This window comes from Micromonospora chokoriensis (assembly GCF_000718555.1).
Classification (GTDB): Bacteria; Actinomycetota; Actinomycetes; order Mycobacteriales; family Micromonosporaceae; genus Micromonospora; species Micromonospora chokoriensis_B.
This window is the reverse complement of record NZ_JOAN01000015.1, coordinates 24,671-45,509: the sequence shown is the minus strand read 5'-3', so window position 1 is coordinate 45,509 and position 20,839 is coordinate 24,671. Positions and strand designations below refer to the sequence as shown.

Here is a 20,839-nt window from a genome sequence, read left to right as displayed (position 1 = left end):
CAAACTGTTACGTCGAACAGCCCCGATGAGGGCGCAGGTGTCAGATCATTTCCGGGCAGTGACGCAGCAGTGGCCGGCACCCATACGGGCACCGGCCACCAGCCGTACACAGGGGATCAGAGCGCGCGGCGACCCTCGAAGGCCCGACCGAGGGTGATCTCGTCGGCGTACTCCAGATCGCCACCGACCGGCAGCCCACTGGCCAGCCGGGTCACCGCGATGCCCATCGGCTTCACCATCAACGCCAGGTAGGTGGCGGTCGCCTCGCCCTCGGTGTTCGGGTCCGTCGCCAGGATCAGCTCCCGCACCGCGCCACCACCGAGCCGGATCAGCAACTCCCGGATGCGCAGATTGTCCGGACCGATGCCTTCCAGCGGATTGATCGCGCCGCCCAGCACGTGATAGCGACCGCGGAACTCACCCGTCCGCTCGACGGCCACCACGTCCTTGGGCTCCTCCACCACGCACAGCACCTCGTCGGTGCGGCGCGGGTCGCGGCAGATCCGGCACTGCTCGGACTCGGCCACGTTGTAGCAGGTCGTGCAGAACCGCACCAGCTCCTTGACCTTGCGCAGCGCGCCGGCCAGCCGGTTGACGTCGGCCGGATCCGCCGAGAGGACGTGGAACGCGATCCGCTGAGCGCTCTTCGGACCCACGCCCGGCAGCCGACCCAGCTCGTCGATCAGATCCTGGATGGCACCTTCGTACATCTGCCGGCTCAGAAACCGGGCAGGCCGAGGCCGCCCATGCCGCCGGCGACCGGGCCCATCTTGCGCTCGGTCAACTCCCGGGCCGCCTCGGCGGCGTTGTGCACAGCCGCGACGACCAGATCCTCAAGCGTCTCCACGTCGTCCGCGTCGACGGCCTTCGGGTCGATCTTGATGGCCTTGAGCTCACCAGAGCCGGAGACGGTCGCGGTGACCAGCCCGCCACCGGCGGTGCCGGTCAGCTCGGCCTCGGCCAGCTCGGCCTGGGCGGCAGCGATCTGCTGCTGCATCTTCTGCGCCTGCTTCAGCATCTGCTGCATGTTCGGCTGTCCACCTGGGCGCACGGGATGGCTCCTTCTCGCACTCGTCTGCTCGACCGCCGCTCAGCCTATCCGCTGGGACCGACCCTGCCCCGCCCGGTGCGTCCGCCCACGCCGGGGCCTTCCACCCCGCGACGGGTACGGCTACCACTACCCCGAATCGGCCATCTGCTGGTAGTGCGCCGGGCACCGTCGCACTGGTCTGCTCGTGGCATGAACCTCACCCGCACCGGCCGGGTCGGCACGCTGTGCTGGGTCGCGGCCACACCCGTCTTCCTCGTCGCCAGCCTGATCACCGGGCTGCGGTGGCGCGAGCCGACCTACAGCTGGGCCACCCACAACATCAGCGACCTCGGCAACGCGCACTGCGGCATCTGGGACACCACCCGCCCCCGCTACGTCTGCTCGCCGTGGCACCCACTGATGAACGCCGCGATGCTGACCACCGCCGTGCTACTCGCCGCCGGAATCCTGCTGACCTGGCGAATCCTCGGTCGCGGCGCATTGGTGCGCTCGGCCCAGACACTCCTGCTGCTGGCCACCGGCGGGTACGCCCTGGCCGCCCTCTACCCGGCCGACATCGACGAGAACCTGCACGTCCTAGGCGCATTCCTGATCATGGGGGTGGGCAACGTCGGCCTGCTCCTCGCCGGTTTCGCGCCGCGCGCCACGACGCTCGGCCGCTGGCGCCGACTCACGCTTACCGCCGGGCTCATCGCGCTGGTCGGGACGGTGCTGTTCTTCGCCCAGCAGGGCCTGGGAATCGGAGTAGGCGGCATGGAACGGATAGCCGTCCTGCCCTTCCCCCTCTGGGCCTGCTGCCTAGCCGTCCTGCTGGCCGAAACGCCCGCCCTCGCCCGTGTGCGGGGCTAGCGGGCGTCGACCTCGTTGATCTTTTCCGCGCCGAAGGTTTCCCGGAGTAGCCGTACTGCCTGCTCCTCGCTGGATTCCCGCGCGGTCTTCTCGTCGATGATCTCGTCCAGCGGCTCGTCGCCCGGGTCGAATCCCTCGTAGTTCGGGGCCGCCGCGCCGCCCGGCCGACCGGCCCGCGCCGGGCCATCGAAGTCCGGGTCGTAGGGCGGCTCGCCGGCCCACTCGGCGTCCGCGACAGGTCGGGCTGCCGCTCCGGTACGCGCACCACGCCCCGCCGCCGCCGCGCGAGCCGCGGCGATGGCGCTGCTCACCGGCGCACCACCGGCTGCCGCCGGCTGCCGGGCCGCCGGTGTCGAGTTACCACGCCCGCCCGGCTTACCGCCACCGGCCGCTGCCCCAGGGCCGTCCGAACCGCCGGGTCCGCCGCCGTTCGCGGCGCTGCCATTGGTACCGCCGCCGTTCGCGCCGGTCGGTGCCGGTGCGGAGTTGAAGCTCGACTCGTTTCCGGCCGCCGCGCCACCAGGTCGGGCAGCCTCCGGCCAGTCCTCGTCATCCGTCGCCTCGGTTGCGGGAGCACCGCCGCCGGGGCGAGCCGCCTCCGGCCAGTCCTCGTCGTCCGACGCCGGGGCAGACGGCGCGCTCGCCGGGCCGACAGCGGCAGACGCGTTCGGCGCGGCGGACGGCACGCTCGACGGGCCAGCCGCAGCAGGCCCGTTGGGTGCGCCAGGCGACGACCGGCCAGCCGCAGCGTGCGAGTTGGCTGAGCCAGGCGACACGCTCGTCGGACCAGCGGCAGCAGGCACGATCGGCGCAACAGGCGGCCCGCTCGACGGGCCAGCCGCAGCAGGCGGCTCCGGCGGCGTGGCTGGTCGGGCCGGTGCGGCGGGTTGCGAGCGCGGTGGGCTGGACAGCGACACGCCGCCGCGCTCGCCGGCCACCTCACACCGGATCTGCCAGCGCCCGCCCAACTCCTCGTAGAGCGCATCGGTGAGCACAGCCGCGTGATCGGCCATCATCTTGGCCAGCACGGTGGACTTCACCGTCAGCACCAGCATGTCGCCGTCGAGTTCGCGGACGACCGCGTCACGCATCAGGGCGGCGATCCGCTTGTTGGTCCGGTTGACCTTGCCGACCACGTCGGGCCAGACGCGGCGGACCGCGACCGCGTCCAGCGCGGCAGCCGGCGCACCCGGTCGGGGCGGCGCTGGGGTGGCCGGGTCGGGGAGCACCGCCGACGGGGGCACCACGCGACGTGGTGCTGTCGAGCCGGCGGGCGAGACGGGTTCGACAGGTGCCGACCCGGTCGACGCACCGGGGGACGTCGGGATCGGCGAATCGGCGGCCGACACGTACGAGGCCGGTGCGCCGGAGGTCGGGGCGTGCGCGACCGGAGCGCCCGAGGCCGCAGCGTTCTGGGTCGGGGACGCTGCCGGGTCGACCGCCCACGGCGGGGCGGAGGTCGGGGCGTTCACCGGTGCCGGGGTGGCGGCAGCCGGGACCGGGGTGGCGTGCTGTGGGCGTACCCCTGGGTGGTTGGCTGGCGCGGAGCCGGCGGCGGCCGACGGCGCGTCGGTGCCACCCAGGGTGAGCCGACGTTCCATCCGTTCGAGGCGCTGGAGCAGGCCGCCGGTGGTGTCGTCCGCGCCGGGCAGCAGCATCCGGGCGCAGATCAGTTCCAGCAGCAGGCGAGGCGCTGTGGTGCCGCGCATCTCGACCAGGCCGTCGTGCACGATGTCGGCGCAGCGGGAGAGCGTGCCGGGGCCAAGTTGCGAGGCCTGGGCGGCCATCCGTTCCATCTGGTCGGCCGGGCCGTCGATCAGGCCCTTCGCGGCGGCGGCCGGCACCTGCTGAAGCACGATCAGGTCGCGCAGCCGCTCCAGCAGATCCGACGCGAACCGGCGCATGTCGTGCCCGGCCTCGGCCACCCGGTCGACGGTGGCGTACGCGGCGGCGCCGTCACCGGCGGCCAGCGCGTCGCACATCTCGTCGATCAGCGCCGAGTCGGTGACCCCGAGCAGCGAGGCGGCCCGGGCGTAGCTGACCCCCTCCGCGCCGGCGCCAGCGATGAGCTGGTCGAGCACGGAGAGACTGTCCCGCATGCTGCCGCCACCGGCACGCACCACCAGCGGAAAGGCCGCCGGCTCGACGGTGACTCCCTCCGCCTGGCAGAGCTGCTCCAGATAGGGGCGGACCACCTTCGGCGGAAACAGCCGGAACGGGTAGTGGTGGGTCCGCGACCGGATCGTGCCGAGGACCTTCTCCGGCTCGGTGGTGGCGAAGATGAACTTGACGTACTCCGGAGGCTCCTCGACCAGCTTGAGCAGGGCGTTGAAGCCCTGGGTCGAGACCATGTGCGCCTCGTCGATGATGTAGATCTTGAAGCGGCTGTTGGCCGGCGCGAAGAAGGCACGCTCGCGCAGTTCGCGGGCGTCGTCGACACCGCCGTGGCTGGCCGCGTCGATCTCGATCACGTCGATCGAACCGGCACCGTCGGTGGCCAGTGAGCGGCAGGACTGACACTTGCCGCACGGCTCGGGGGTGGGGCCTTGCTCACAGTTGAGCGAGCGGGCCATGATCCGGGCGCTGGTGGTCTTGCCGCAGCCGCGTGGGCCGGAGAAGAGGTAGGCGTGGTTGAGCCGTCCGCTGCGCAGCGCCTGCGACAGCGGTTCGGTCACGTGCTCCTGACCGATGACCTCAGCGAAGGTACGCGGCCGGTACTTGCGGTAGAGCGCCAGCGTCACTCGTCCCGCCTCCTCTCGACCGAGCCATTCTGCGCCGGTCAGGCGCGGGTGACCACCCACCACCCCGGGGCGCCTGGGCCTTCGGGCTTGATCGACTCGACTTCCTGGCCGCCGACCTTGATCGACTCGGCTTCCTGGAAACCGCGGTGTCCGTGTGGCCGGGACACCGCGACATCACAGATCTCGAGTGGATCAACCGGCCCACAGACGAAAAGGCCTCCCGTGCACCCGGCAGAGCTCGCTTATCCTTGCTGCCTTCCGGCCCTGGGGAGGTTCACGAGATACCGCCGCACGGGAGGTGCCGCCCAGCCTACCTGACCGCCGGTCGATCTTCAGGGGGTGGTGGGGTGGCCCGGCCGAGACGGGCCTGTATCCTGGCTCGCGGAGGATTCGCCTAGAGGCCTAGGGCGCACGCTTGGAAAGCGTGTTGGGTTTACACCCTCACGAGTTCGAATCTCGTATCCTCCGCTCGCTTGAGCAGGCAGTACGAAGGGCTGGCCCCCACGGGGACCGGCCCTTCGTCGTCTCGACGGTTGCTCCCGTCTCACTTGACCTGGTCCGGCCGGTCCACCGGCGACCCGCCGCAGGGGCAGTTGTTCCCCTTATCGGCGAGGACTATGCAGACCGACACCTCCCCACGCGCGACTCAGGGATTGTCTCGAAAGGCGCAGCCGCAATGCCCTCGAAGAAAACCAAGATGTTCGCACGCGCTGCCACTTTGGGAACGGTCATCGCCCTGTCCTTCGCCGGCGCGGCACCAGCATTCGCCGGCAATCAGGGCTACGAGCCTGATCACTACGTGAACGATCACATCTACACTTACTCGTCGGACACGGTCTGCGTCCTCACACGGAACAGCCTCAACGCCTCTCGCGGCCTCCCGAGCAACAACGAGTACTACTACTGCGGCGGGGCCTACCACAACGAACTCTGGCTGCGGCACATCGCCTAGTAGTTCCGGTGCCGCAATGAGTGGGCGAACCCCCGCAAGCCCGCAACATTACCGCCTGCACATCCACTCAGAGGAAACTAGATGCTCTCGAAGACGATCAAAGTGTTCGCACCCGCAGTCGCCCTAGCCACGATGTTCACATTGGGCGCGGAAGCGACACCGGCATCCGCCAAGGGGCGGTGCCCCGGGGTTTGCGTGGCTGTCAACACGCACATTCAGACCTTCAGTACGGATTCTGAATGCGTCCGGACCAAGGACAGACTCAACGCAATTTACGGAGTCGACGACGAGTACTACTACTGCGGCGGAGCCCACCACACCGAGCTGTGGTGGCGCCACTGGCTCGCCTGAGATCGTGATGTCGGCGGTGCCGCGGAGACGCTAACCCCGATCATTCACCGTTGAGCGTGAGCAGCAGAACGGCAGGGCCGACCCCGGCGGGGGCCGGCCCTGCGTCGTTCCTGCGGTCACTCTCACCTGAGGCGTCGACTCACTTGCCCTGATCCAACCCTTACGGCCGCCCGTCGCACCCGGATCGCCCGTGCTGGACACCCTCGACGCTCCCCACGCGCGACTCAGGGATTGTCTCGAAAGGCGCAGCCGCAATGCCCTCGAAGAAAACCAAGATGTTCGCACGCGCTGCCACTTTGGGAACGGTCGTCGCCCTGTCCTTCGCCGGCGCGGCACCAGCCTTCGCAGCGGGCGATCAGGGCAGCGATCCGAACAACGGGCCGGTTCGCTACGTGAACGATCACATCTACACTTACTCGTCGGACACGATCTGCATCCTGACGCGGAACAGCCTCAACGCCTCTCGTGGCCTCCCGAGCAACAACGAGTACTACTACTGCGGCGGGGCCTACCACAACGAACTCTGGCTGCGGCACATCGCCTAGTATTTCCAACGCCACAACTAGTGGGCGAACCAGCAAGCCCACAACACCACCGCCTCCACATCCATTCAGAGGGAAATAGATGCTCTCAAAGACGATCAAAATCGTGGCACCCGCAGTCGCCCTGGCCGCGATTTTCTCGTTGGGCCTGGAAGCGACACCGGCGTCCGCCAAGGGGTGGTGCGGGAGTTGTGGTCCCGTCAACACGCATATTCAAACCTTCAGTACGGATTCTGAATGCGTGTGGACCAAGGACAGACTCAACGCGATTTACGGAGTCGACGACGAGTACTACTACTGCGGCGGAGCCAACCACACCGAACTGTGGTGGCGCCACCGGCTCGCCTGAACTCGTGATGTCGGCGGTGCCGCGGAGACGCTAACCCCGATCATTCACCGTTGAGCGTGAGCAGCAGAACGACAGGGCCGACCCCGGCGGGGGCCGGCCCTGAGTCGTCTGTGCGGTGGCGTCAACCCACCACCTGGACGTGCTCCGCGCCCTGCGCCGAGAACCACGCCGCCAACTCGGCACCGCCGAGCGACCGGGTCGCCCCCTCGTCCACCAGAGCCGGCCCGACTACCGCACCTTTTGCGCCCTCGAACTGGCAACCGAACATCCGCGCGCCGGTCAGCACCGCCGGCATGCCCGCGCCGCCGAGCGTGGACCAGCGCAGGCTGGCCAACTCGAGATTGGCACCGCGCAGATCGGTCTGGTAGAGCTTGGCGGAGTTGAGGATCGCGCAGCGAAGATCCGCTCCTGCCAGCACGGCGTCGTCGAGCTGCGCCGAGAACAGCCGAGCCGACCGGAACGAGGCCGCACCGGCCGAGCAGCCGACCATCACCGCCTTGGCCAGGTCGGCGAAGGAGACATCCGCACCCTGCAACTCGGCGTTGCTCAGGTTGGCGTCGCCGAGGTTGGCCCCTTCGAAGCGGACGCCGACCAGGTGGGCACTGGCGAGATAGGCACCAGCCAGGTCGAGGCGGCTGAGGTCCGCCCCGCGAAAATCAAGAGAATCCCCCGACAGGTACGCCGTGGGCGAATCGGCGGCGAACCACTGCTCAAGTGCTTCCCGCGCGGTGGGGCTGTCCGGCCAACGAATCACGTCGCCGCTGGCACGCTTGTATCTGCTCATCGCCCTCGAACCCGCCGCTCACTACCGGCCGTACTGCTCGCCCTGGTCACCCGCCGCGGGGTCGGCATCGCGCAGCTGCTGCCCGACGCGTTCGGCGATCGCCCGCGCGGCCGGCGAATCGGTGCCCAGCGTATCGCCGATGATCTCCTGAGCATGGTCGGCAAGTTGCCGCTTGGCCAGCGCGATCGTCGTCATGATCGTCCGTGCGACGACATCGGGTGCGACCCGCTGCACCCGCTGACCCAGCCGCAGATCGACCAACGCACCCACGGAGTCGATCGTGACCTCCACCAGCCCGTTGCCGTCGGCGACCGTCACTCGCAGTTCCTGGATACGGTCGCTCATCGCGTCGGTGGCGGTCGCCAACTGGTCCAGGCGACCCTTCCACTCCGCGAGCCGATCCATGGCACCGCCCGGGTCCAGTAGCCCGCCCGCGTGTGGAACCTCGGCCGTCATGCGTCCCCTCGGTCGCTCAAGGTGATCATGCAGAGCTGAGCGAGATTAACATGAGATGGCCGCCACGAATGTCCACGTGAGACGCCATAACCGGCCCCCGCGCACCGCTCTGTGGTCTCATCGACGTCGTGACCGAGGCGACGTGGCAGTGGGACGAGACCTTGTACGCGGGCAGCGCCAGCCACTACAGCGTCGGCCGCCTGCCCTATCCGAGCAGCCTCGCCGAAACGATCGGCACCGCACTCGACCTCAACGGCACTGGCCGACTCCTCGACGTCGGCTGTGGACCCGGATCGCTGACGCTCCTGCTCGCACCCCTGTTCGAGAGCGCGGTGGGCGTCGATGCGGACCAGGACATGCTCACCGAGGCCCAGCGTAGAGCCGACGAGGACGGGGCCACCAAAGTCGAGTGGCGGCACCTGCGTGCCGAGGCGCTGCCAGCCAGCCTGGGTACGTTCCGGGTGGCCACGTTCGCCCAGTCGTTCCACTGGATGGATCGGCCACTCGTTGCTGGTCGCGTCCGCGAGATGCTCACGCCCGACGGGGCCTGGGTCCATGTCGGCGCCAACACTCATCAGGGCGTGACCGGGGACGACCCACTGCCGTACCCCCGAGCACCCTGGCGGCAGATCGACGAGTTGGTCGCGAGCTACCTGGGCCCGGTCCGCCGAGCTGGGCAGGGTTTGCTGCCGACGGGCACCCCCTCCGGCGAGGCGGAGATCATGCGCGCGGCGGGCTTCACCGGCCCCACCCGAATCACTGTCGAACAGGGGATGGTCGTGGAACGCTCCGTGGACGAGATCACCTCGGCGGTGTTCTCGCTGTCCAGTGCGGCACCGCACCTGTTCGCCGATCGGCTCCCGGCCTTCGAGGCGGACCTGCGTCAACTCTTGACGGCGACGGCACACGACGGCCGGTTCGCCGAACGACGACGCGACATCGAGGTGGTGATCTGGCGCCCCTGACGCTTCCGTCAGGCTCGGGCGCGGGTCCAGGCGAGGAAGCGTTCGGTCAGTCGGGCCGGGTCGATGTCGGCGAGGTGTTCACCGGCCTCCGCTTGCAGCGTCGCCAGGTAGACGGTCAACGCGACCCGGTCGTGCCGGTATTCACCGAGCAGCCGCAGCTTCGCCGCTGAGCAAGGCCAAGCGATGCCGCACGCGGCACAGCGCCAGGTGGGTCGAGTCGGTAGGTGGTTCCGGTAACGGCGGCGGGGCATGGGCGGACCTCTTTCGCGGTGGAAGGGGATCGCCCCGCCTCCCCGTCGGGGCGACCCCCGGACTGACGCCGACCGCCGGGCTCCTGCGCCTCCACCGATCGCGCCGTCTTCTGTAGACCACCCTCAAGCGCGTCATGAGACAGATACACCGCGTAGCTATATGGTTCTCAGATATCTAGGACATCCGATGGAGGGGCCATGAACGATGCGCTCCGGGTGGCGCTCAGCGACACCGGGCACACCACCGAATCCCTCGCCGAAACCGTCGGCGTCGACCCCAAGACCGTGGGGCGCTGGTTGACGGAGGGCCGCATCCCGCATCCTCGCCATCGCCTGGCGGCAGCGGAAGCCCTCCGTAAGGACGTGTCGGACATCTGGCCGGACACTTCAAGACGTCGTGACCCCATCTGGTTTCGTCCGTGGCAAGAGATCGAGCGTGAAGCAGTGTCGCTGCGGTCATTCGAGTCGACCGTTCTGCCGGGGTTGCTCCAGACCGAGGCGTATGCCCGCGCCGTGTTGAGCGGCGCGGGCCTGATCCCCCGAGGCGACATCGAGCGCCACCTCACGGTCCGACTCGGCCGGCAGGGCGTGCTCAAGCGGGACGACCCGCCGCAGTTCACGGCGGTCATCGACGAGGCGGTGATTCGCCGCCCGGTGGGCGGCCGGGCGACCATGCGTGAGCAACTGCTGGCGGTGGCGGCAGCCTGCGCCGAGCCGCACATCCGGGTGCACGTCGTGCCCAGCACGGTCGGCGCCTACGCCGGCCTCAACGGGCCGTTCGTGATCGCGCACAGCCACGACCACCGGGTCGCCGGCTACCTCGACAACCAGCTCCAGGGACAAGTGGCTAGCGACCCCGAGGACATCGCGGCCATGATGACGGCATGGGAGAACGTGCGCGGGGAGGCGCTGTCGCACTGGCAGTCGGTCGAACTCATCACGGAAGTGGCGGAGTCATGGAGCTGAACGGCGCCCGGTGGCGCAAGAGCAGCCGCAGCAGCGGCAACGGTGGGAATTGTGTGGAGGTCGCCGACAACCTGCCCGGCGTCGTCGGCGTACGGGATTCAAAGGACCCGACCGGCCCGGCGCTCGCCTTCGCCCCAGCGGCCTGGCGTGCGTTCGTCAGCCAGCTCGCCCAGCGGGCCTGAACGGCCCCGGCCGGCTCGGCCCAGCACCGGTAGCCTGCCAGGCACCGACGGACCCGAAACCCGTCGTACACATGTTCTATCCACAGGCTGTGGACGGCGGAGGGATCGATGGGTTACCAGCTCAGCGCGGTGATCGCGGACGCTGAACTGCTCCGCGAGCAGACCGCCGAGCTGGATCACGCGGTCCTCGGCGAGCTGCGCCAGGACTTCGCGTTGCTGCCGGTCACCCCGCAGTTGGTGGTGGAGCTGACTGGCTCGTTGCCGGATTTCGCGACCGACGACCGCAGCGCCGAGCGCCCGTTCGGCCTGGTGTTGTCGGCGGCGTTGGTCGAGTTGCTGAGCCGCTGGTCACAGTCGGGGCCGGTGGCGTACCTGGAGGCGGAGTTCGGCGGTGGGGTCGGCTACCAGTCGGCGGCGGTGTGGCTGGGTGGGGCGCTGGCCTGGGGCCCCCGCTTCGACGACGAGTTGGATACGTCGCGCGAACAGTGGCCGATCAACGGTGCGCTGACTCAGCTCGGCGTCGAGCCCGGGACCTGGATCGACCCGTTCGCCGAGCTGGGGTTGCACCTGGAACGGAACACCGACGGCTGGCTGACGCACGGACGGCGTCGACTCAGCGCCGACTACTGGGACGAGCTGGTCGAACAGTGGGAAAACCAGTAATCCGGCCATTGCCAGCAACCTGAACGCTCCCGTTCCGTTGGGGACTGGGGGATTCCATGAAATTGCGACAATTTGCGTTTATCGCCACGCTGATGACGGCTGCCTCGATCGCGGGCAGCGGCGTACCGCCAACTGAGCCGATTCCAGACGGTCGGCCTGCCGGCAGTGTGGAGATCATCGACCTGAACGGCCTGCGCAACATCGAGTTCGGCACCACCGAGGACGAGCTGACCCGACGCGGCATCCTGCGTACCAGCCTGGATGCCTGCGGGCCGGTGCTTGCTGGCCACGACACGGTCAGCCCGGTCTTCGTGGAGGACAAACTCGTCCTGCTCTGGGTCGGCGACCCGATGCGGACACCGGAGGGCATAACGGCAGGCTCGCCCATCGACCTTGTCTGGGAACGCTATCCAGAGGTCAGCCGACTTCGCGCTCCACAGGGGACGCACCGCCTCGACGGGCTACTGGCCCGCAGCGGCGACCGCGCGTACCTGTTCCTGCACGACGGGCGCACGGTCCGAAAGACCATCGCCGGGTACGCGGACTGGGCCCGCCGCCTCTTCAACGAGGGCATCGGCCCCTGCTGATCGGCTCGGACCGGCCAGGGCAAGCACAGGATCGCGCCACTCCTCCGAATGACCGATTTGCTCCACTTATTACCTGAACGTGCCACTATGGGCGACTGAAGGACTGCTGGCCGTCGAGACTCCCGAGGAGACCATGGCGCTCTCTGTTCGTGCGGGCAAATACCGCAAGATCACCGGGATGACCCGGGCAACCATCGCCCTGACTCTGGTTGGTGCGACCACCGCCCTGTTCCTCGTGGTCAGCCCGCGCAGCGCGAGCGCGGCCGAGTTGCCGGTGCCGCTGGGCACGGCCGAGGACTTCGCGATCCTCGCCGGCACGACCGTCACCAACACCGGGCTCAGCGTGGTCACCGGCGACCTCGGCGTGAGCCCAGGCACCGCTGTGACCGGATTCCCGCCCGGTCAACTGAACGGGGCGATCCACTCCAACGACGGCCCCGCCGTGCAAGGCAAGAGTGATCTCGTCATCGCCTACAACGACGCCGTCTCGCGGACGACCACAGACATCCTCTCCAGTGAACTCGCCGGCACCACCCAGCCCACCGGCGTGTACGAATCCGCTGGAGGCACGTTCACCATCACCGGGGACCTGACCCTCGACGCGGAGGGTGACCCGAACGCGGTCTTCATCTTCAAGACCACCAGCACACTCATCACGGGCGCGTCGAGCACGGTGAACCTGATCAACGGCGCCCAGTCGTGCAACGTCTTCTGGCAGGTCGGAAGCTCGGTCACGCTCGGTGCCAACTCCCTGTTCCGCGGCAACATTCTCGCCTTCACCTCGATCACTGTGGGCGCAGCGCTTGAGGTGGACGGCCGCACGATGGCGATCAACGGCGCGGTCACCATGGACACCGACACGGTCACCAGGTCGACCTGCGCGGAGCCGGGAGAGTTGTCGATCAGCGCGCCGGAGACGGCCGATCTGGGCAGCGCCAGCCTGGGCGGAGTCGTGTCGAGCCATCTGGGACCGGTCACGGTGACGGATGAACGCCTGCTGTCGGCGCCGACCTGGACCGCGACCGTCGTCGCGACGAACTTCGTCACCAGCGGCGTCCCGGTTCACACGATCTCCAACACCAACGCCTCCTACTGGTCGGGCCCGGCCACCGCAACCAGCGGTATCGGCACCTTCACCTCAGGCCAACCCACTGCGGGAGACGCAGAGATCATCAATGTCGAACGAACCGCGTTCACCCTGACCGACGGCATCGGCAACAACTCGGCGACCTGGGATCCCGTGGTCTCGGTCCAGATACCCCCGACGGCCGTCGCGGGCACCTACACCGCAACGATCACGTTCTCGGTCGCCTGAACGCTCCGACACAGAAACGCCCGGCCGATCCTCGCGAATCAACCGGGCGTTTCGGCACTACAGAGCGGTGGCGGAGGGATTTGAACCCTCGGAGGGCGTTAACCCTCACACGCTTTCGAGGCGTGCTCCTTAGGCCGCTCGGACACGCCACCGCCGACGAGGGTACAGGACCGCGGGTTCGGACGCCGAACCGGTATCGCCCTGGCCGGCCTGGCAGGATCTTTGCCATGAGTACGCACATCGGCGCGAAGCCGGGCGAGATCGCCGAGCGGGTCCTGATGCCGGGCGACCCGCTGCGGGCCAAGTGGATCGCGGAGACCTACCTCGAGGGCGCCACCTGCTACTCGACGGTCCGGGGCATGCTGGGCTTCACCGGCCGCTGGAACGGCGTCGAGGTTTCCATCCAGGGCTCCGGCATGGGCATGCCGTCGGCCTCCATCTACGCCCACGAGCTGATCAACGAGTACGGCGTGAAGACGCTGATTCGGGTCGGCTCGTGTGGTGCCCTCAGCACCGACCTGCAATTGCGGGACGTGGTGGCGGCGATCGGGTCGTCCACCGACTCGAACATGAACCGGATGCGCTTCGACGGGCTGATCGACTACGCCCCGGTGGCCGATTTCGGGCTCCTGCGTACGTCGGTCGAGGTGGCCGAGCGACGCGGCATCACCATGCACGTCGGGCCGATCCTGGCGGCGGACGCCTTCTACACCGACCGGCCGGACCTCTACGACACCCTCGCCGACTACGGCGTGCTGGCGGTGGAGATGGAGTCGGCGGCGCTCTACACGATCGCCGCCCGGTTCAAGGCCCGCGCGCTGACCGTGCTGACCGTTAGCGACCACATCAAGACCGGCGAGAAGACCACCTCGGAGGAGCGCGAGCAGACCTTCAGCCAGATGGTCGAGATCGCCCTCGACACGATCATCGCCTGAGCCGTCTGACCGGGCGGGCAACACCGCGGAGAGCGTGATGACTGTGAGGCATCAATATGCCCCACAGTCATCACGCTCTTTCGCGTCCGACCGGGGAAGGCCACGGAAAGCCACAGCAGGCCGCAGAGGTCAGACGGCGGCCAACGCCTCCGTCGGCGCGAGGCGGGCGGCGCGCACGGCCGGGTAGAGGCCCGCGAAGCCGCCGATGACCAGGGTCGCACCCACCCCACCGAGCATCGCCCAGGCCGGCACCACTGTTGGCCAGTTCTGCGACAGCGCGTACCCCGAGGTGACCAGGATCCCCAGCACCACCCCGCCGATCCCGCCGAGCGCGGAGAGCAGCAGCGATTCGGCGAGGAACTGGGTCCGTACCTGACCGCGGGTGGCTCCCAGTGACCGGCGCAGGCCGATCTCGGCGCGGCGTTCCAGCACCGAGATCACCATGGTGTTCGCCACACCGACCCCACCGACCAGCAGCGCGACCGCACCCAGACCCAGCAACAGGCCGGTGAACGCGTCGTCGGTCGCCTCGGCGGCGGCCAGCGCGTCCGAGGGCCGGGACACCTCGACCTCGTTCGGCGCCTGCGGGTTGGTGGTCGCGCCGAGCACCGACCGGACCGCCTCGACCTGCGACTCCCGCGCCCGGGTGTAGACGGTGGTCGGGTGGCCGTCGAAGCCCAGGTATTCGGTCGCCGCCGGCCAGCCGATCAACGCCGACGTGTCCAACTCCGGGGCGAGTGGCGCGGCGGCGAGGGTGCCGACCACGGTGAACGGCCGCCCACCCAGCCACACCTGCACCTGCGGGTCCGCTGCGGTGATCCCGAGCCGCTGCGCCGCGGTGGCGCCGAGCACGACCGCCGGGTAGCGGGCGGTCGCCGCGTTGAGCCAGGTGCCGGTGGCCACCTCGGCCCCGACGGTGCCGAGCAGGTCCAGCCGGGCCGCCTGGGTGGCGATACCGCCGGTCTCCGCCGCCGGAATCCGATCCGAGCGGTACACCTTGGCGTCGGAGACCTGCCCGGTCGCGGACACCTCGGTCACCGGGCCGATCCGCCCGATCATCGCGATCGACTCCTCGGGCAACTGCGCGTCCGCGCCGAACAGGGTGCTGCCCGGCTCGACGGTGAGCAGGTTGGTGCCGAGCGCAGCGAGCGCCCGATCCAGCTCGGCCCGGGACGACGAGGAGATGCCGACGACCGCGATCATCGCGGCGATACCGATCGCGATACCCAACGCGGAGAGGAACGCCCGCAGCGGACGGGTCCGCAGCCCCACCCCACCGACGCGCAGGATGTCCGCCGGCCCCAGCCGGGCCGGGGTGAGCGTCGCCATCAGCCGACCTCGCCCGACGCGAAGGCCGAGTCGTGCCGCACCGCGCCGTCGTGCATCCGCACCTGCCGGGGCAGGCTTCCCGCGATCTCCCGGTCGTGGGTGATCACCACGACGGTGGTGCCGGCCCGGTGCAGATCGTGCAGCAGCTCCAACACCCCGGCACCGGAGTGGGAGTCGAGGTTGCCGGTCGGCTCGTCGGCAAGCAGCACCGCCGGCTCACCGACCACCGCGCGGGCCACCGCCACCCGCTGCCGTTCACCGCCGGACAGCTCGTGCGGCCGGTGCCCCAACCGGTGGCCCAGGCCAACCCGGACCAACGCGGCCTCCGCCCGTTCGCGCCGCCTCCGCAGGGGTACGCCGGAGTAGAGCAACCCGTCGGCCACGTTGTCCACGACCGGGACGCCGGGAGCTAGGTGGAACTGCTGGAAGACGAAGCCGATCCGGGTGGCCCGCAACGCGGACAGCTCCCGGTCGGTCAGCTTCGCCGCGTCGTACCCGTCGATGAGCACGCTGCCCGACGACGGCCGGTCCAGGGTGCCGATCAGGTGCAGCATGGTCGACTTACCCGATCCGGATGGGCCGACGATCGCGACCAACTCGCCATAGCCGATCCGCAGCGACACGTCGTCCAACGCCACGACGTCGCCGGCGTACCGCTTGCTGACCCGGTCGAGCACGATCACCTCGCCGCTCACGTCGGCACCACCACCGTCGTGCCCTCGGTGAGGTCCGTACCGCTGACCTCCACCCGGCCGTCGGCGAACAGCCCGGTGGTCACCGCGACGACCCGGCTCGCATCGCCCTCGGCGACCTGGACGCCGTAGCCGCCCTCGGCGAGCGCCAACAGCGCCGCCACCGGCACGGTGAGCACGTCGCGGCGCTCCGAGACGGTGAACGTGACGTCCGCGCTGGCCTGGTCGAAGCCGGTGAGGGCGCTCGGGTCGGTCACCACGACGGTCACCTCGATCTTCGTCTCGGCGTCACCGGACTGCCCGTTGGCACCGGCCGCGCCGGCCTGGATGACCGTCTCGACCGTGCTGATCGTGCCCGCCACCGCCCGGCCGTCCGGCAGCCGCACGGTGACCTTCGCGTCGCGCTTGGCCAACCGCTGGTCGTCCACGTCCAACTCGACGGTGACGACCCGGCTCGTGCCGGTATAGGTGAGCACCGCCTGGCCGGGCTGCGTGAGATCACCGACGTCGACCTGGTGGCTCTCCACCCGGACCTCCCGGTCGGCGTACACGATCCGCCCCGGCTCGACCCGACCGCTCTCGGTCTGACCCAGGTCCTCCTGCCACTCTCGGACGGCGTCCGCGGTGGCGCCGGTGTACTCGTCGTCGACAGTGAAGCCGGTGTAGCCCAGCGCCGCGAGGTTCCGCTCGAACTGCGCGACGTCGGCACCCTCCACCCCGGGGGCGAGCGTCCGGTACGCGGGCAGCCCCCCGTAGAGGAGCACCACCTCCTCGTTGTCGACCAGGTAGAGCGCCTTGCCCCGGCGTACCGTCGACCCGGTGGCCGCCAGCGCGGTGACGGTGCCGCTGAGCTTCGCCGTGGCGGTACGCGTCGTGCCGTACCCCAGCTCACCGTCGGCGGTCTCCGAGTCGGCGAGGGTCTGCCGGGTGACCGTGGCGGTGGCTGGTGGCGCGCTACCGGCCTGGGCCCGGCCTCCGTCGGCACCGCCGCCGAAGCCCACCGCGGCGACCACGCCCACGGCCGCGACAAGCAGAACGACGCCCCCGGTGATGGCGGCGCGCAGCCGCGAGCGTCGGATGGCGCCGGTCACCGGCCACCCCCGAACTGCGGCGCGTGCTGCCGGCACTTCTCCAGCGCGGCCTTCATGGCCGGGTCGCCGATGTCGATCGCGTTGCCCCCCGTGCCGATCCGGACCCGCCCGTCGGCGTCCGGGTCTGGGAAGTCCGGCACTCCGTTCTCCCGCATGCACTTGGCCAGCGTGCGCATCTGCTCGGCCTGCTCGGGGTTGAGCTGCGGCCCCTGCCCGCCGTTGGGCAGCTTGTCCTGACACTTCTCCATGGCCGCCTGGACCTTCTGCTGATCCACATCCGCGCCGAACCGGAAGCCGGGCCGGCCGCCCGCCTCCGGGTCGGGCATGTCCACCCCGTTCTCCCGCATGCACCGGGCGAAGGCGAGCTGCCGGTCCGAGTCGCTGACGGGGGCGCTACTCGCCGTGGTCTCGGCCTTCGCCCCACCGGCGGTGGCGACCCCGCCACCGTCGTCGCCTCCCGCCGCGCACCCGGGCAGCGCCAGGGCCAGCAGGACGGGGATCGCAAGCATCATTCGTCGCATGGCGTCCGCTTCCGCTCAGGTCCGGCGCGATTCGCCGAACGTGACACCCAGTGCACGGCAGCGGACGTATCCCCGGCGTTACCGTCGGCGGTTATGCCGCCGTTACCCCACCCCGGGGACCATGGAGGGGTGAGAGTGCTGGTGGTCGAGGACGAGAACGTGCTGGCGGACGCCATCGCCGAGTGGCTGCGTCGGGAGTCGTTCGCGGTCGACGTGGCGTACGACGGGGACGCCGCGTTGGAACGGCTCGGCGTCAACGAGTACGCCGTGGTGGTCCTGGACCGGGACCTGCCGGTGGTGCACGGCGACGACGTGTGCCGGGCGATCGTGGACGCGGGCGGGGAGACCCGGGTGCTGATGCTGACCGCGTCGGCGGCGGTCCGGGAGCGGGTGGCGGGGTTGGCGCTCGGCGCCGACGACTACCTGACGAAGCCGTTCGCCCTGGTCGAGCTGTCGGCGCGGGTGCACGCGCTGACCCGGCGGGCCCGCCCGGCGGCACCGCCGACGCTGCGTCGCGCCGGCATCCAGCTCGACCCGGCCCGACACGAGGTACGCCGGGACGACCGGCACGTGGCGCTGTCCCGCAAGGAGTTCGCGGTGCTGGCCGAGCTGCTCCGCGCCGACGGCGCGGTGGTCTCCGCCGAGGAGCTGCTGGAACGCGCCTGGGACGAGCACATCGACCCGTTCACAAACGTGGTCCGGGTGACCGTGATGAAGCTGCGCCGCAAACTCGGCGACCCACCGGTGATCGAGACGGTCCCCGGAGCGGGGTACCAGATCCGATGAAGCGCCTGACGATCCGTGCCCGGCTCACCCTCATCTACGGAGGGCTCTTCCTGTTGGCCGGCATGGTCCTGCTCGCCGTCACGTACGTGCTTGTGGATCAGCGGATGCCGCAGCCGTTCGGGGTGAGCCTGCGGGATCTGCCGAAGACCACCGCCACGACGTCCAGCGGGCAGACCATCGACAACCTGCGCGCCCTGGTGCAGGAGGTGCAGGACGAGGCGAAGCGCAACGCATTGGAGTCGCTGCTCACCCAGGGCGGCATCGCGTTGATCGTGGTGTCGGCGGTGGCGATCGCGTTCGGCTGGTTGCTCGCCGGCCGGGCCTTGCAGCCCCTGCACCAGATCACCGGCACGGCCCGACGGATCGCCGGTGCGGATACCGCCGGCCGTGGCCTGCACGAGCGGATCGCGCTCACCGGCCCTCCCGACGAGGTACGCGAACTCGCCGACACGTTCGACGAGATGCTGGAACGGCTGGACCGGTCCTTCGACGGGCAGCGCCGGTTCGTGGCGAACGCCTCGCACGAGCTGCGTACGCCGCTGGCGCTCAACCGCGCCCTGGTGGAGCTGGCGGTCACCCGTCCGGACGTCTCGGCGGAGACCCGTCGACTGGGTGAGTCGCTGCTGGCGGTCAACGAACGCCACGAGCGGCTGATCGACGGCCTGCTCACCCTGGCCGACTCGGAGAACGAGCTGACCGAGCGTACGCCTGTCGATCTGGCCGAGGTCTGCGCGCACACGACCGATCAGGCCGGGAAGCAGGCACCTGGGGTGCGGGTACGGCGAGCCCTGGCCCCGGCGCTGATCAGCGGCGACCCGGTGCTGTTGGAACGGCTCACGTTCAACCTGGTGGAGAACGCGCTGCGGCACAATCTGCCCGCCGACGGCTGGGTGGAGGTACGCACCGGGCTGGTCGGCGGGCGGCCCACCCTGACGGTGACCAACACCGGCCCGGTCATCCCCGGCTACGACGTCGAGACGATGTTCCAGCCCTTCCGTCGGCTGTCACGAGAGCGGGTCGCCGGCGCGCGGGGCTTTGGGCTGGGGCTGTCCATCGTCCGCGCGGTGGCCCGCGCGCACGGCGGCACAGCCGAGGCGCAGCCCCGCCCGGCCGGTGGCCTGATCGTCACGGTCACCCTGCCGCCGGCCTGAGCCTTCAGCGGAAGAACGCGCGCAGCACAGTCGCGGTCTCGGCCTCCAGCACCCCGCCGTAGACCTCGGGGCGGTGGTTGAGCCGACGATCACGCAGTACGTCCCAGAGCGATCCGGCCGCGCCGGTCTTGGGCTCCCACGCCCCGAACACGACGGTGGAGACCCGGGCCAGCACCAGCGCCCCCGCGCACATGGTGCAGGGTTCGAGGGTGACCACCAGGGTGCAGCCGTCCAGCCGCCACCGGCCGGTGCGCTCGGCACCTCGGCGCAGGGCCAACACCTCGGCGTGGGCGGTGGGGTCGCCGGTCAGCTCCCGCTCGTTGCGTCCGGTGGCCAGCTCGGTGCCGTCCGGCCCGTAGAGCACCGCACCCACCGGCACGTCGTCGACGTCGGTGCTGACCCCGTCGTCCACCGGCGGCCCGGTGACGGCGACCTCCAGGGCCCGGCGCATCCACAGCTCGTGGCGCTGCCGTCGGCCGGCCGGCTCAGACCTCACGCAGGTCTTCGACCTCGTCGACGCAGCCCAGCACCTGGCAGATCTCGGCGGTGACGTCCGCCGGCATCATCCCCTCGTGGGTGCAGAGGGTCAGCAGTTTCTGTGCGGAGATGCCCAGGTTGGCCAGCAGGTCTGCATCACCGACCGGGTCGGCCTCCGGGTCGACGACGGGCTGCTCGCTCTCCTCGTCACCGGTGCTCACCGGGCGGGGCTCCTCGTCACCGTCGAGCCCGGTCACCGAGGTCTTCAGGTCACCGACCAGAAGCGACCCCAGCGGCGACTCCTCGGCGTACGCGGAATCCGAACCGAACACCCGCAGGTCCTCGCCCTCGTCGAGGCGCAGGACCACCAGGTAGGCGTCGTCGGCCTCGACGAAGAGCAGCGACACGTCGGCCTCCTGGTCGACGTCGCGCAGCCGGTCCGCGACCTCGTCGATGTCGGTGGCGCCACGCAGATTGACCTCGGCGGCGGTCCAACCACTGTCATCGCGCACCACGGCCGCAGCGAAGTACGACACGGTCCCCCCAATAGCCCTCGACACAGCGTCGACTCGTTACGCGTGCACGTTATCCGGTCAGGTCGGCAGGCGACCCGTCAACGCCCCGAAGGGCGGGTCATTACTGACAAAGTCGGATCAGCCGGTGACTCGACGGCGGGTGGCGATGAGCTGGCGCAGACGCTCGGTGCGCTGCCGCTGCGGTCGGCTGCGCTGGCGGACCGCCCGGGCGCCCGCCAACTCGGCCAGCAACTGCAGGCGACGACGGTTGCGATCGGGATCCTGCCGCGGAGTGGTCCAGGCCATAGTCCCGAGCGTGCCGAGTCTCAGCGGCCACG

Annotated in this window: 26 protein-coding genes, 2 tRNA genes and 1 other RNA gene; 14 read left to right on the top strand and 15 right to left on the bottom strand. The window is 69.9% G+C overall.

Annotation, left to right across the window (positions count from 1 at the left end):
* Window positions 1-116: 116 nt before the first annotated feature.
* Together recR and IF46_RS0120030 are read right to left on the bottom strand one after the other, a co-directional pair.
* Window positions 117-710, bottom strand: coding sequence for a recombination mediator RecR (recR, locus tag IF46_RS0120035; protein ID WP_030489881.1), 594 nt, complete (start codon window positions 708-710; stop codon window positions 117-119).
* Between the two features lie 8 nt (window positions 711-718).
* A complete protein-coding gene (locus IF46_RS0120030; RefSeq protein ID WP_030489880.1) occupies window positions 719-1,027 on the bottom strand; it encodes a YbaB/EbfC family nucleoid-associated protein in 309 nt (102 codons plus the stop codon).
* Between the two features lie 213 nt (window positions 1,028-1,240).
* Here IF46_RS0120030 and IF46_RS0120025 point away from each other — a divergent pair, with 213 nt between their 5' ends.
* Window positions 1,241-1,900 (top strand): DUF998 domain-containing protein, encoded by a 660-nt coding sequence (locus IF46_RS0120025; RefSeq protein ID WP_030489879.1) that lies wholly within the window; start codon window positions 1,241-1,243, stop codon window positions 1,898-1,900.
* Here IF46_RS0120025 and IF46_RS0120020 read toward each other — a convergent pair.
* Complete coding sequence (locus IF46_RS0120020) at window positions 1,897-4,641, bottom strand: DNA polymerase III subunit gamma and tau (RefSeq protein ID WP_030489878.1); 2,745 nt, start codon at window positions 4,639-4,641, stop codon at window positions 1,897-1,899. The genes IF46_RS0120025 and IF46_RS0120020 overlap by 4 nt on opposite strands.
* A 211-nt stretch (window positions 4,642-4,852) precedes the next feature.
* Window positions 4,853-4,942, bottom strand: an RNA gene (ffs, locus tag IF46_RS33865) — signal recognition particle sRNA small type.
* Between the two features lie 82 nt (window positions 4,943-5,024).
* On the opposite strand from ffs, the gene IF46_RS0120010 reads away from it, so the two are divergent.
* The 4 genes from IF46_RS0120010 (at window position 5,025) to IF46_RS34480 (ending at window position 6,835) form a co-directional block, all read left to right on the top strand.
* Window positions 5,025-5,109, top strand: a tRNA-Ser gene (locus IF46_RS0120010).
* Between the two features lie 208 nt (window positions 5,110-5,317).
* The gene (locus IF46_RS0120005; RefSeq protein WP_157563218.1) at window positions 5,318-5,593 is read left to right on the top strand and encodes a hypothetical protein; all 276 of its coding nucleotides are present in this window, start codon (window positions 5,318-5,320) and stop codon (window positions 5,591-5,593) included.
* A 605-nt stretch (window positions 5,594-6,198) separates the two neighbouring features.
* Window positions 6,199-6,489, top strand: coding sequence for a hypothetical protein (locus IF46_RS0120000; protein ID WP_157563213.1), 291 nt, complete (start codon window positions 6,199-6,201; stop codon window positions 6,487-6,489).
* Window positions 6,490-6,568: 79 nt separating this feature from the next.
* The gene (locus IF46_RS34480; RefSeq protein WP_157563210.1) at window positions 6,569-6,835 is read left to right on the top strand and encodes a hypothetical protein; all 267 of its coding nucleotides are present in this window, start codon (window positions 6,569-6,571) and stop codon (window positions 6,833-6,835) included.
* A gap of 121 nt (window positions 6,836-6,956) precedes the next feature.
* Here the strand turns inward: IF46_RS34480 and IF46_RS33325 are convergent, their stop codons facing one another.
* Together IF46_RS33325 and IF46_RS0119985 are read right to left on the bottom strand one after the other, a co-directional pair.
* Complete coding sequence (locus tag IF46_RS33325; protein ID WP_051724028.1) at window positions 6,957-7,619, bottom strand: pentapeptide repeat-containing protein; 663 nt, start codon at window positions 7,617-7,619, stop codon at window positions 6,957-6,959.
* A 21-nt stretch (window positions 7,620-7,640) separates the two neighbouring features.
* A complete protein-coding gene (locus tag IF46_RS0119985; protein WP_198041485.1) occupies window positions 7,641-7,985 on the bottom strand; it encodes a YbaB/EbfC family nucleoid-associated protein in 345 nt (114 codons plus the stop codon).
* 218 nt (window positions 7,986-8,203) lie between these two features.
* On the opposite strand from IF46_RS0119985, the gene IF46_RS0119980 reads away from it, so the two are divergent.
* Complete coding sequence (locus IF46_RS0119980; RefSeq protein WP_030489873.1) at window positions 8,204-9,040, top strand: class I SAM-dependent methyltransferase; 837 nt, start codon at window positions 8,204-8,206, stop codon at window positions 9,038-9,040.
* 8 nt (window positions 9,041-9,048) lie between these two features.
* Here IF46_RS0119980 and IF46_RS0119975 read toward each other — a convergent pair whose 3' ends face one another.
* Window positions 9,049-9,291 (bottom strand): hypothetical protein, encoded by a 243-nt coding sequence (locus tag IF46_RS0119975; RefSeq protein WP_030489872.1) that lies wholly within the window; start codon window positions 9,289-9,291, stop codon window positions 9,049-9,051.
* Between the two features lie 198 nt (window positions 9,292-9,489).
* Between IF46_RS0119975 and IF46_RS0119970 the strand changes: the two genes are divergently transcribed.
* From IF46_RS0119970 to IF46_RS33320, 5 genes are all read left to right on the top strand, one after another.
* Window positions 9,490-10,257, top strand: coding sequence for a helix-turn-helix domain-containing protein (locus IF46_RS0119970; RefSeq protein WP_030489871.1), 768 nt, complete (start codon window positions 9,490-9,492; stop codon window positions 10,255-10,257).
* Window positions 10,248-10,439: a DUF397 domain-containing protein gene (locus tag IF46_RS0119965; protein ID WP_030489870.1), complete on the top strand. Its 192-nt coding sequence runs from the start codon at window positions 10,248-10,250 to the stop codon at window positions 10,437-10,439. Before IF46_RS0119970 ends, IF46_RS0119965 begins: the two co-directional genes overlap by 10 nt.
* Before the next feature lie 108 nt (window positions 10,440-10,547).
* Window positions 10,548-11,102: a hypothetical protein gene (locus IF46_RS0119960; protein ID WP_030489869.1), complete on the top strand. Its 555-nt coding sequence runs from the start codon at window positions 10,548-10,550 to the stop codon at window positions 11,100-11,102.
* Between the two features lie 92 nt (window positions 11,103-11,194).
* Window positions 11,195-11,689: a hypothetical protein gene (locus IF46_RS0119955; protein WP_030489868.1), complete on the top strand. Its 495-nt coding sequence runs from the start codon at window positions 11,195-11,197 to the stop codon at window positions 11,687-11,689.
* A 79-nt stretch (window positions 11,690-11,768) separates the two neighbouring features.
* A complete protein-coding gene (locus IF46_RS33320; protein WP_198041484.1) occupies window positions 11,769-13,004 on the top strand; it encodes an ice-binding family protein in 1,236 nt (411 codons plus the stop codon).
* A 65-nt stretch (window positions 13,005-13,069) separates the two neighbouring features.
* On the opposite strand, the gene IF46_RS0119945 is transcribed toward IF46_RS33320, so the two are convergent.
* Window positions 13,070-13,156 (bottom strand) — tRNA-Ser (locus IF46_RS0119945).
* A 75-nt stretch (window positions 13,157-13,231) separates the two neighbouring features.
* On the opposite strand from IF46_RS0119945, the gene deoD reads away from it, so the two are divergent.
* Window positions 13,232-13,939, top strand: a complete 708-nt coding sequence (deoD, locus tag IF46_RS0119940; RefSeq protein ID WP_030489866.1) for a purine-nucleoside phosphorylase — start codon at window positions 13,232-13,234, stop codon at window positions 13,937-13,939.
* A gap of 129 nt (window positions 13,940-14,068) precedes the next feature.
* Here deoD and IF46_RS0119935 read toward each other — a convergent pair whose 3' ends face one another.
* Genes IF46_RS0119935 through IF46_RS0119920 form a run of 4 tightly spaced genes read right to left on the bottom strand, consistent with a single transcriptional unit; the run spans window position 14,069 to window position 17,563 of the window.
* A complete protein-coding gene (locus IF46_RS0119935) occupies window positions 14,069-15,268 on the bottom strand; it encodes an ABC transporter permease (RefSeq protein WP_030489865.1) in 1,200 nt (399 codons plus the stop codon).
* Window positions 15,268-15,951, bottom strand: a complete 684-nt coding sequence (locus IF46_RS0119930; protein ID WP_198041494.1) for an ABC transporter ATP-binding protein — start codon at window positions 15,949-15,951, stop codon at window positions 15,268-15,270. The genes IF46_RS0119935 and IF46_RS0119930 overlap by 1 nt, the downstream gene beginning before the upstream one ends.
* Window positions 15,952-15,959: 8 nt before the next feature.
* Window positions 15,960-17,051, bottom strand: a complete 1,092-nt coding sequence (locus tag IF46_RS0119925; RefSeq protein WP_051724026.1) for a peptidoglycan-binding protein — start codon at window positions 17,049-17,051, stop codon at window positions 15,960-15,962.
* Window positions 17,048-17,563, bottom strand: coding sequence for a hypothetical protein (locus IF46_RS0119920; protein WP_232234098.1), 516 nt, complete (start codon window positions 17,561-17,563; stop codon window positions 17,048-17,050). Before IF46_RS0119920 ends, IF46_RS0119925 begins: the two co-directional genes overlap by 4 nt.
* Before the next feature lie 138 nt (window positions 17,564-17,701).
* Here IF46_RS0119920 and IF46_RS0119915 point away from each other — a divergent pair, with 138 nt between their 5' ends.
* Together IF46_RS0119915 and IF46_RS0119910 are read left to right on the top strand one after the other, a co-directional pair.
* Complete coding sequence (locus IF46_RS0119915) at window positions 17,702-18,358, top strand: response regulator transcription factor (RefSeq protein ID WP_030489861.1); 657 nt, start codon at window positions 17,702-17,704, stop codon at window positions 18,356-18,358.
* Entirely contained in the window at window positions 18,355-19,509 is a 1,155-nt protein-coding gene (locus tag IF46_RS0119910) for a sensor histidine kinase (RefSeq protein WP_030489860.1), read from the top strand. Before IF46_RS0119915 ends, IF46_RS0119910 begins: the two co-directional genes overlap by 4 nt.
* Window positions 19,510-19,513: 4 nt before the next feature.
* Here IF46_RS0119910 and IF46_RS0119905 read toward each other — a convergent pair whose 3' ends face one another.
* The 3 genes from IF46_RS0119905 to IF46_RS34830 form a co-directional block, all read right to left on the bottom strand.
* The gene (locus tag IF46_RS0119905) at window positions 19,514-19,960 is read right to left on the bottom strand and encodes a nucleoside deaminase (RefSeq protein ID WP_036392693.1); all 447 of its coding nucleotides are present in this window, start codon (window positions 19,958-19,960) and stop codon (window positions 19,514-19,516) included.
* 34 nt (window positions 19,961-19,994) lie between these two features.
* Window positions 19,995-20,522 (bottom strand): tRNA adenosine deaminase-associated protein, encoded by a 528-nt coding sequence (locus IF46_RS0119900; RefSeq protein ID WP_030489858.1) that lies wholly within the window; start codon window positions 20,520-20,522, stop codon window positions 19,995-19,997.
* 117 nt (window positions 20,523-20,639) lie between these two features.
* Window positions 20,640-20,807, bottom strand: coding sequence for a hypothetical protein (locus IF46_RS34830; protein WP_198041483.1), 168 nt, complete (start codon window positions 20,805-20,807; stop codon window positions 20,640-20,642).
* Window positions 20,808-20,839: the final 32 nt, after the last annotated feature.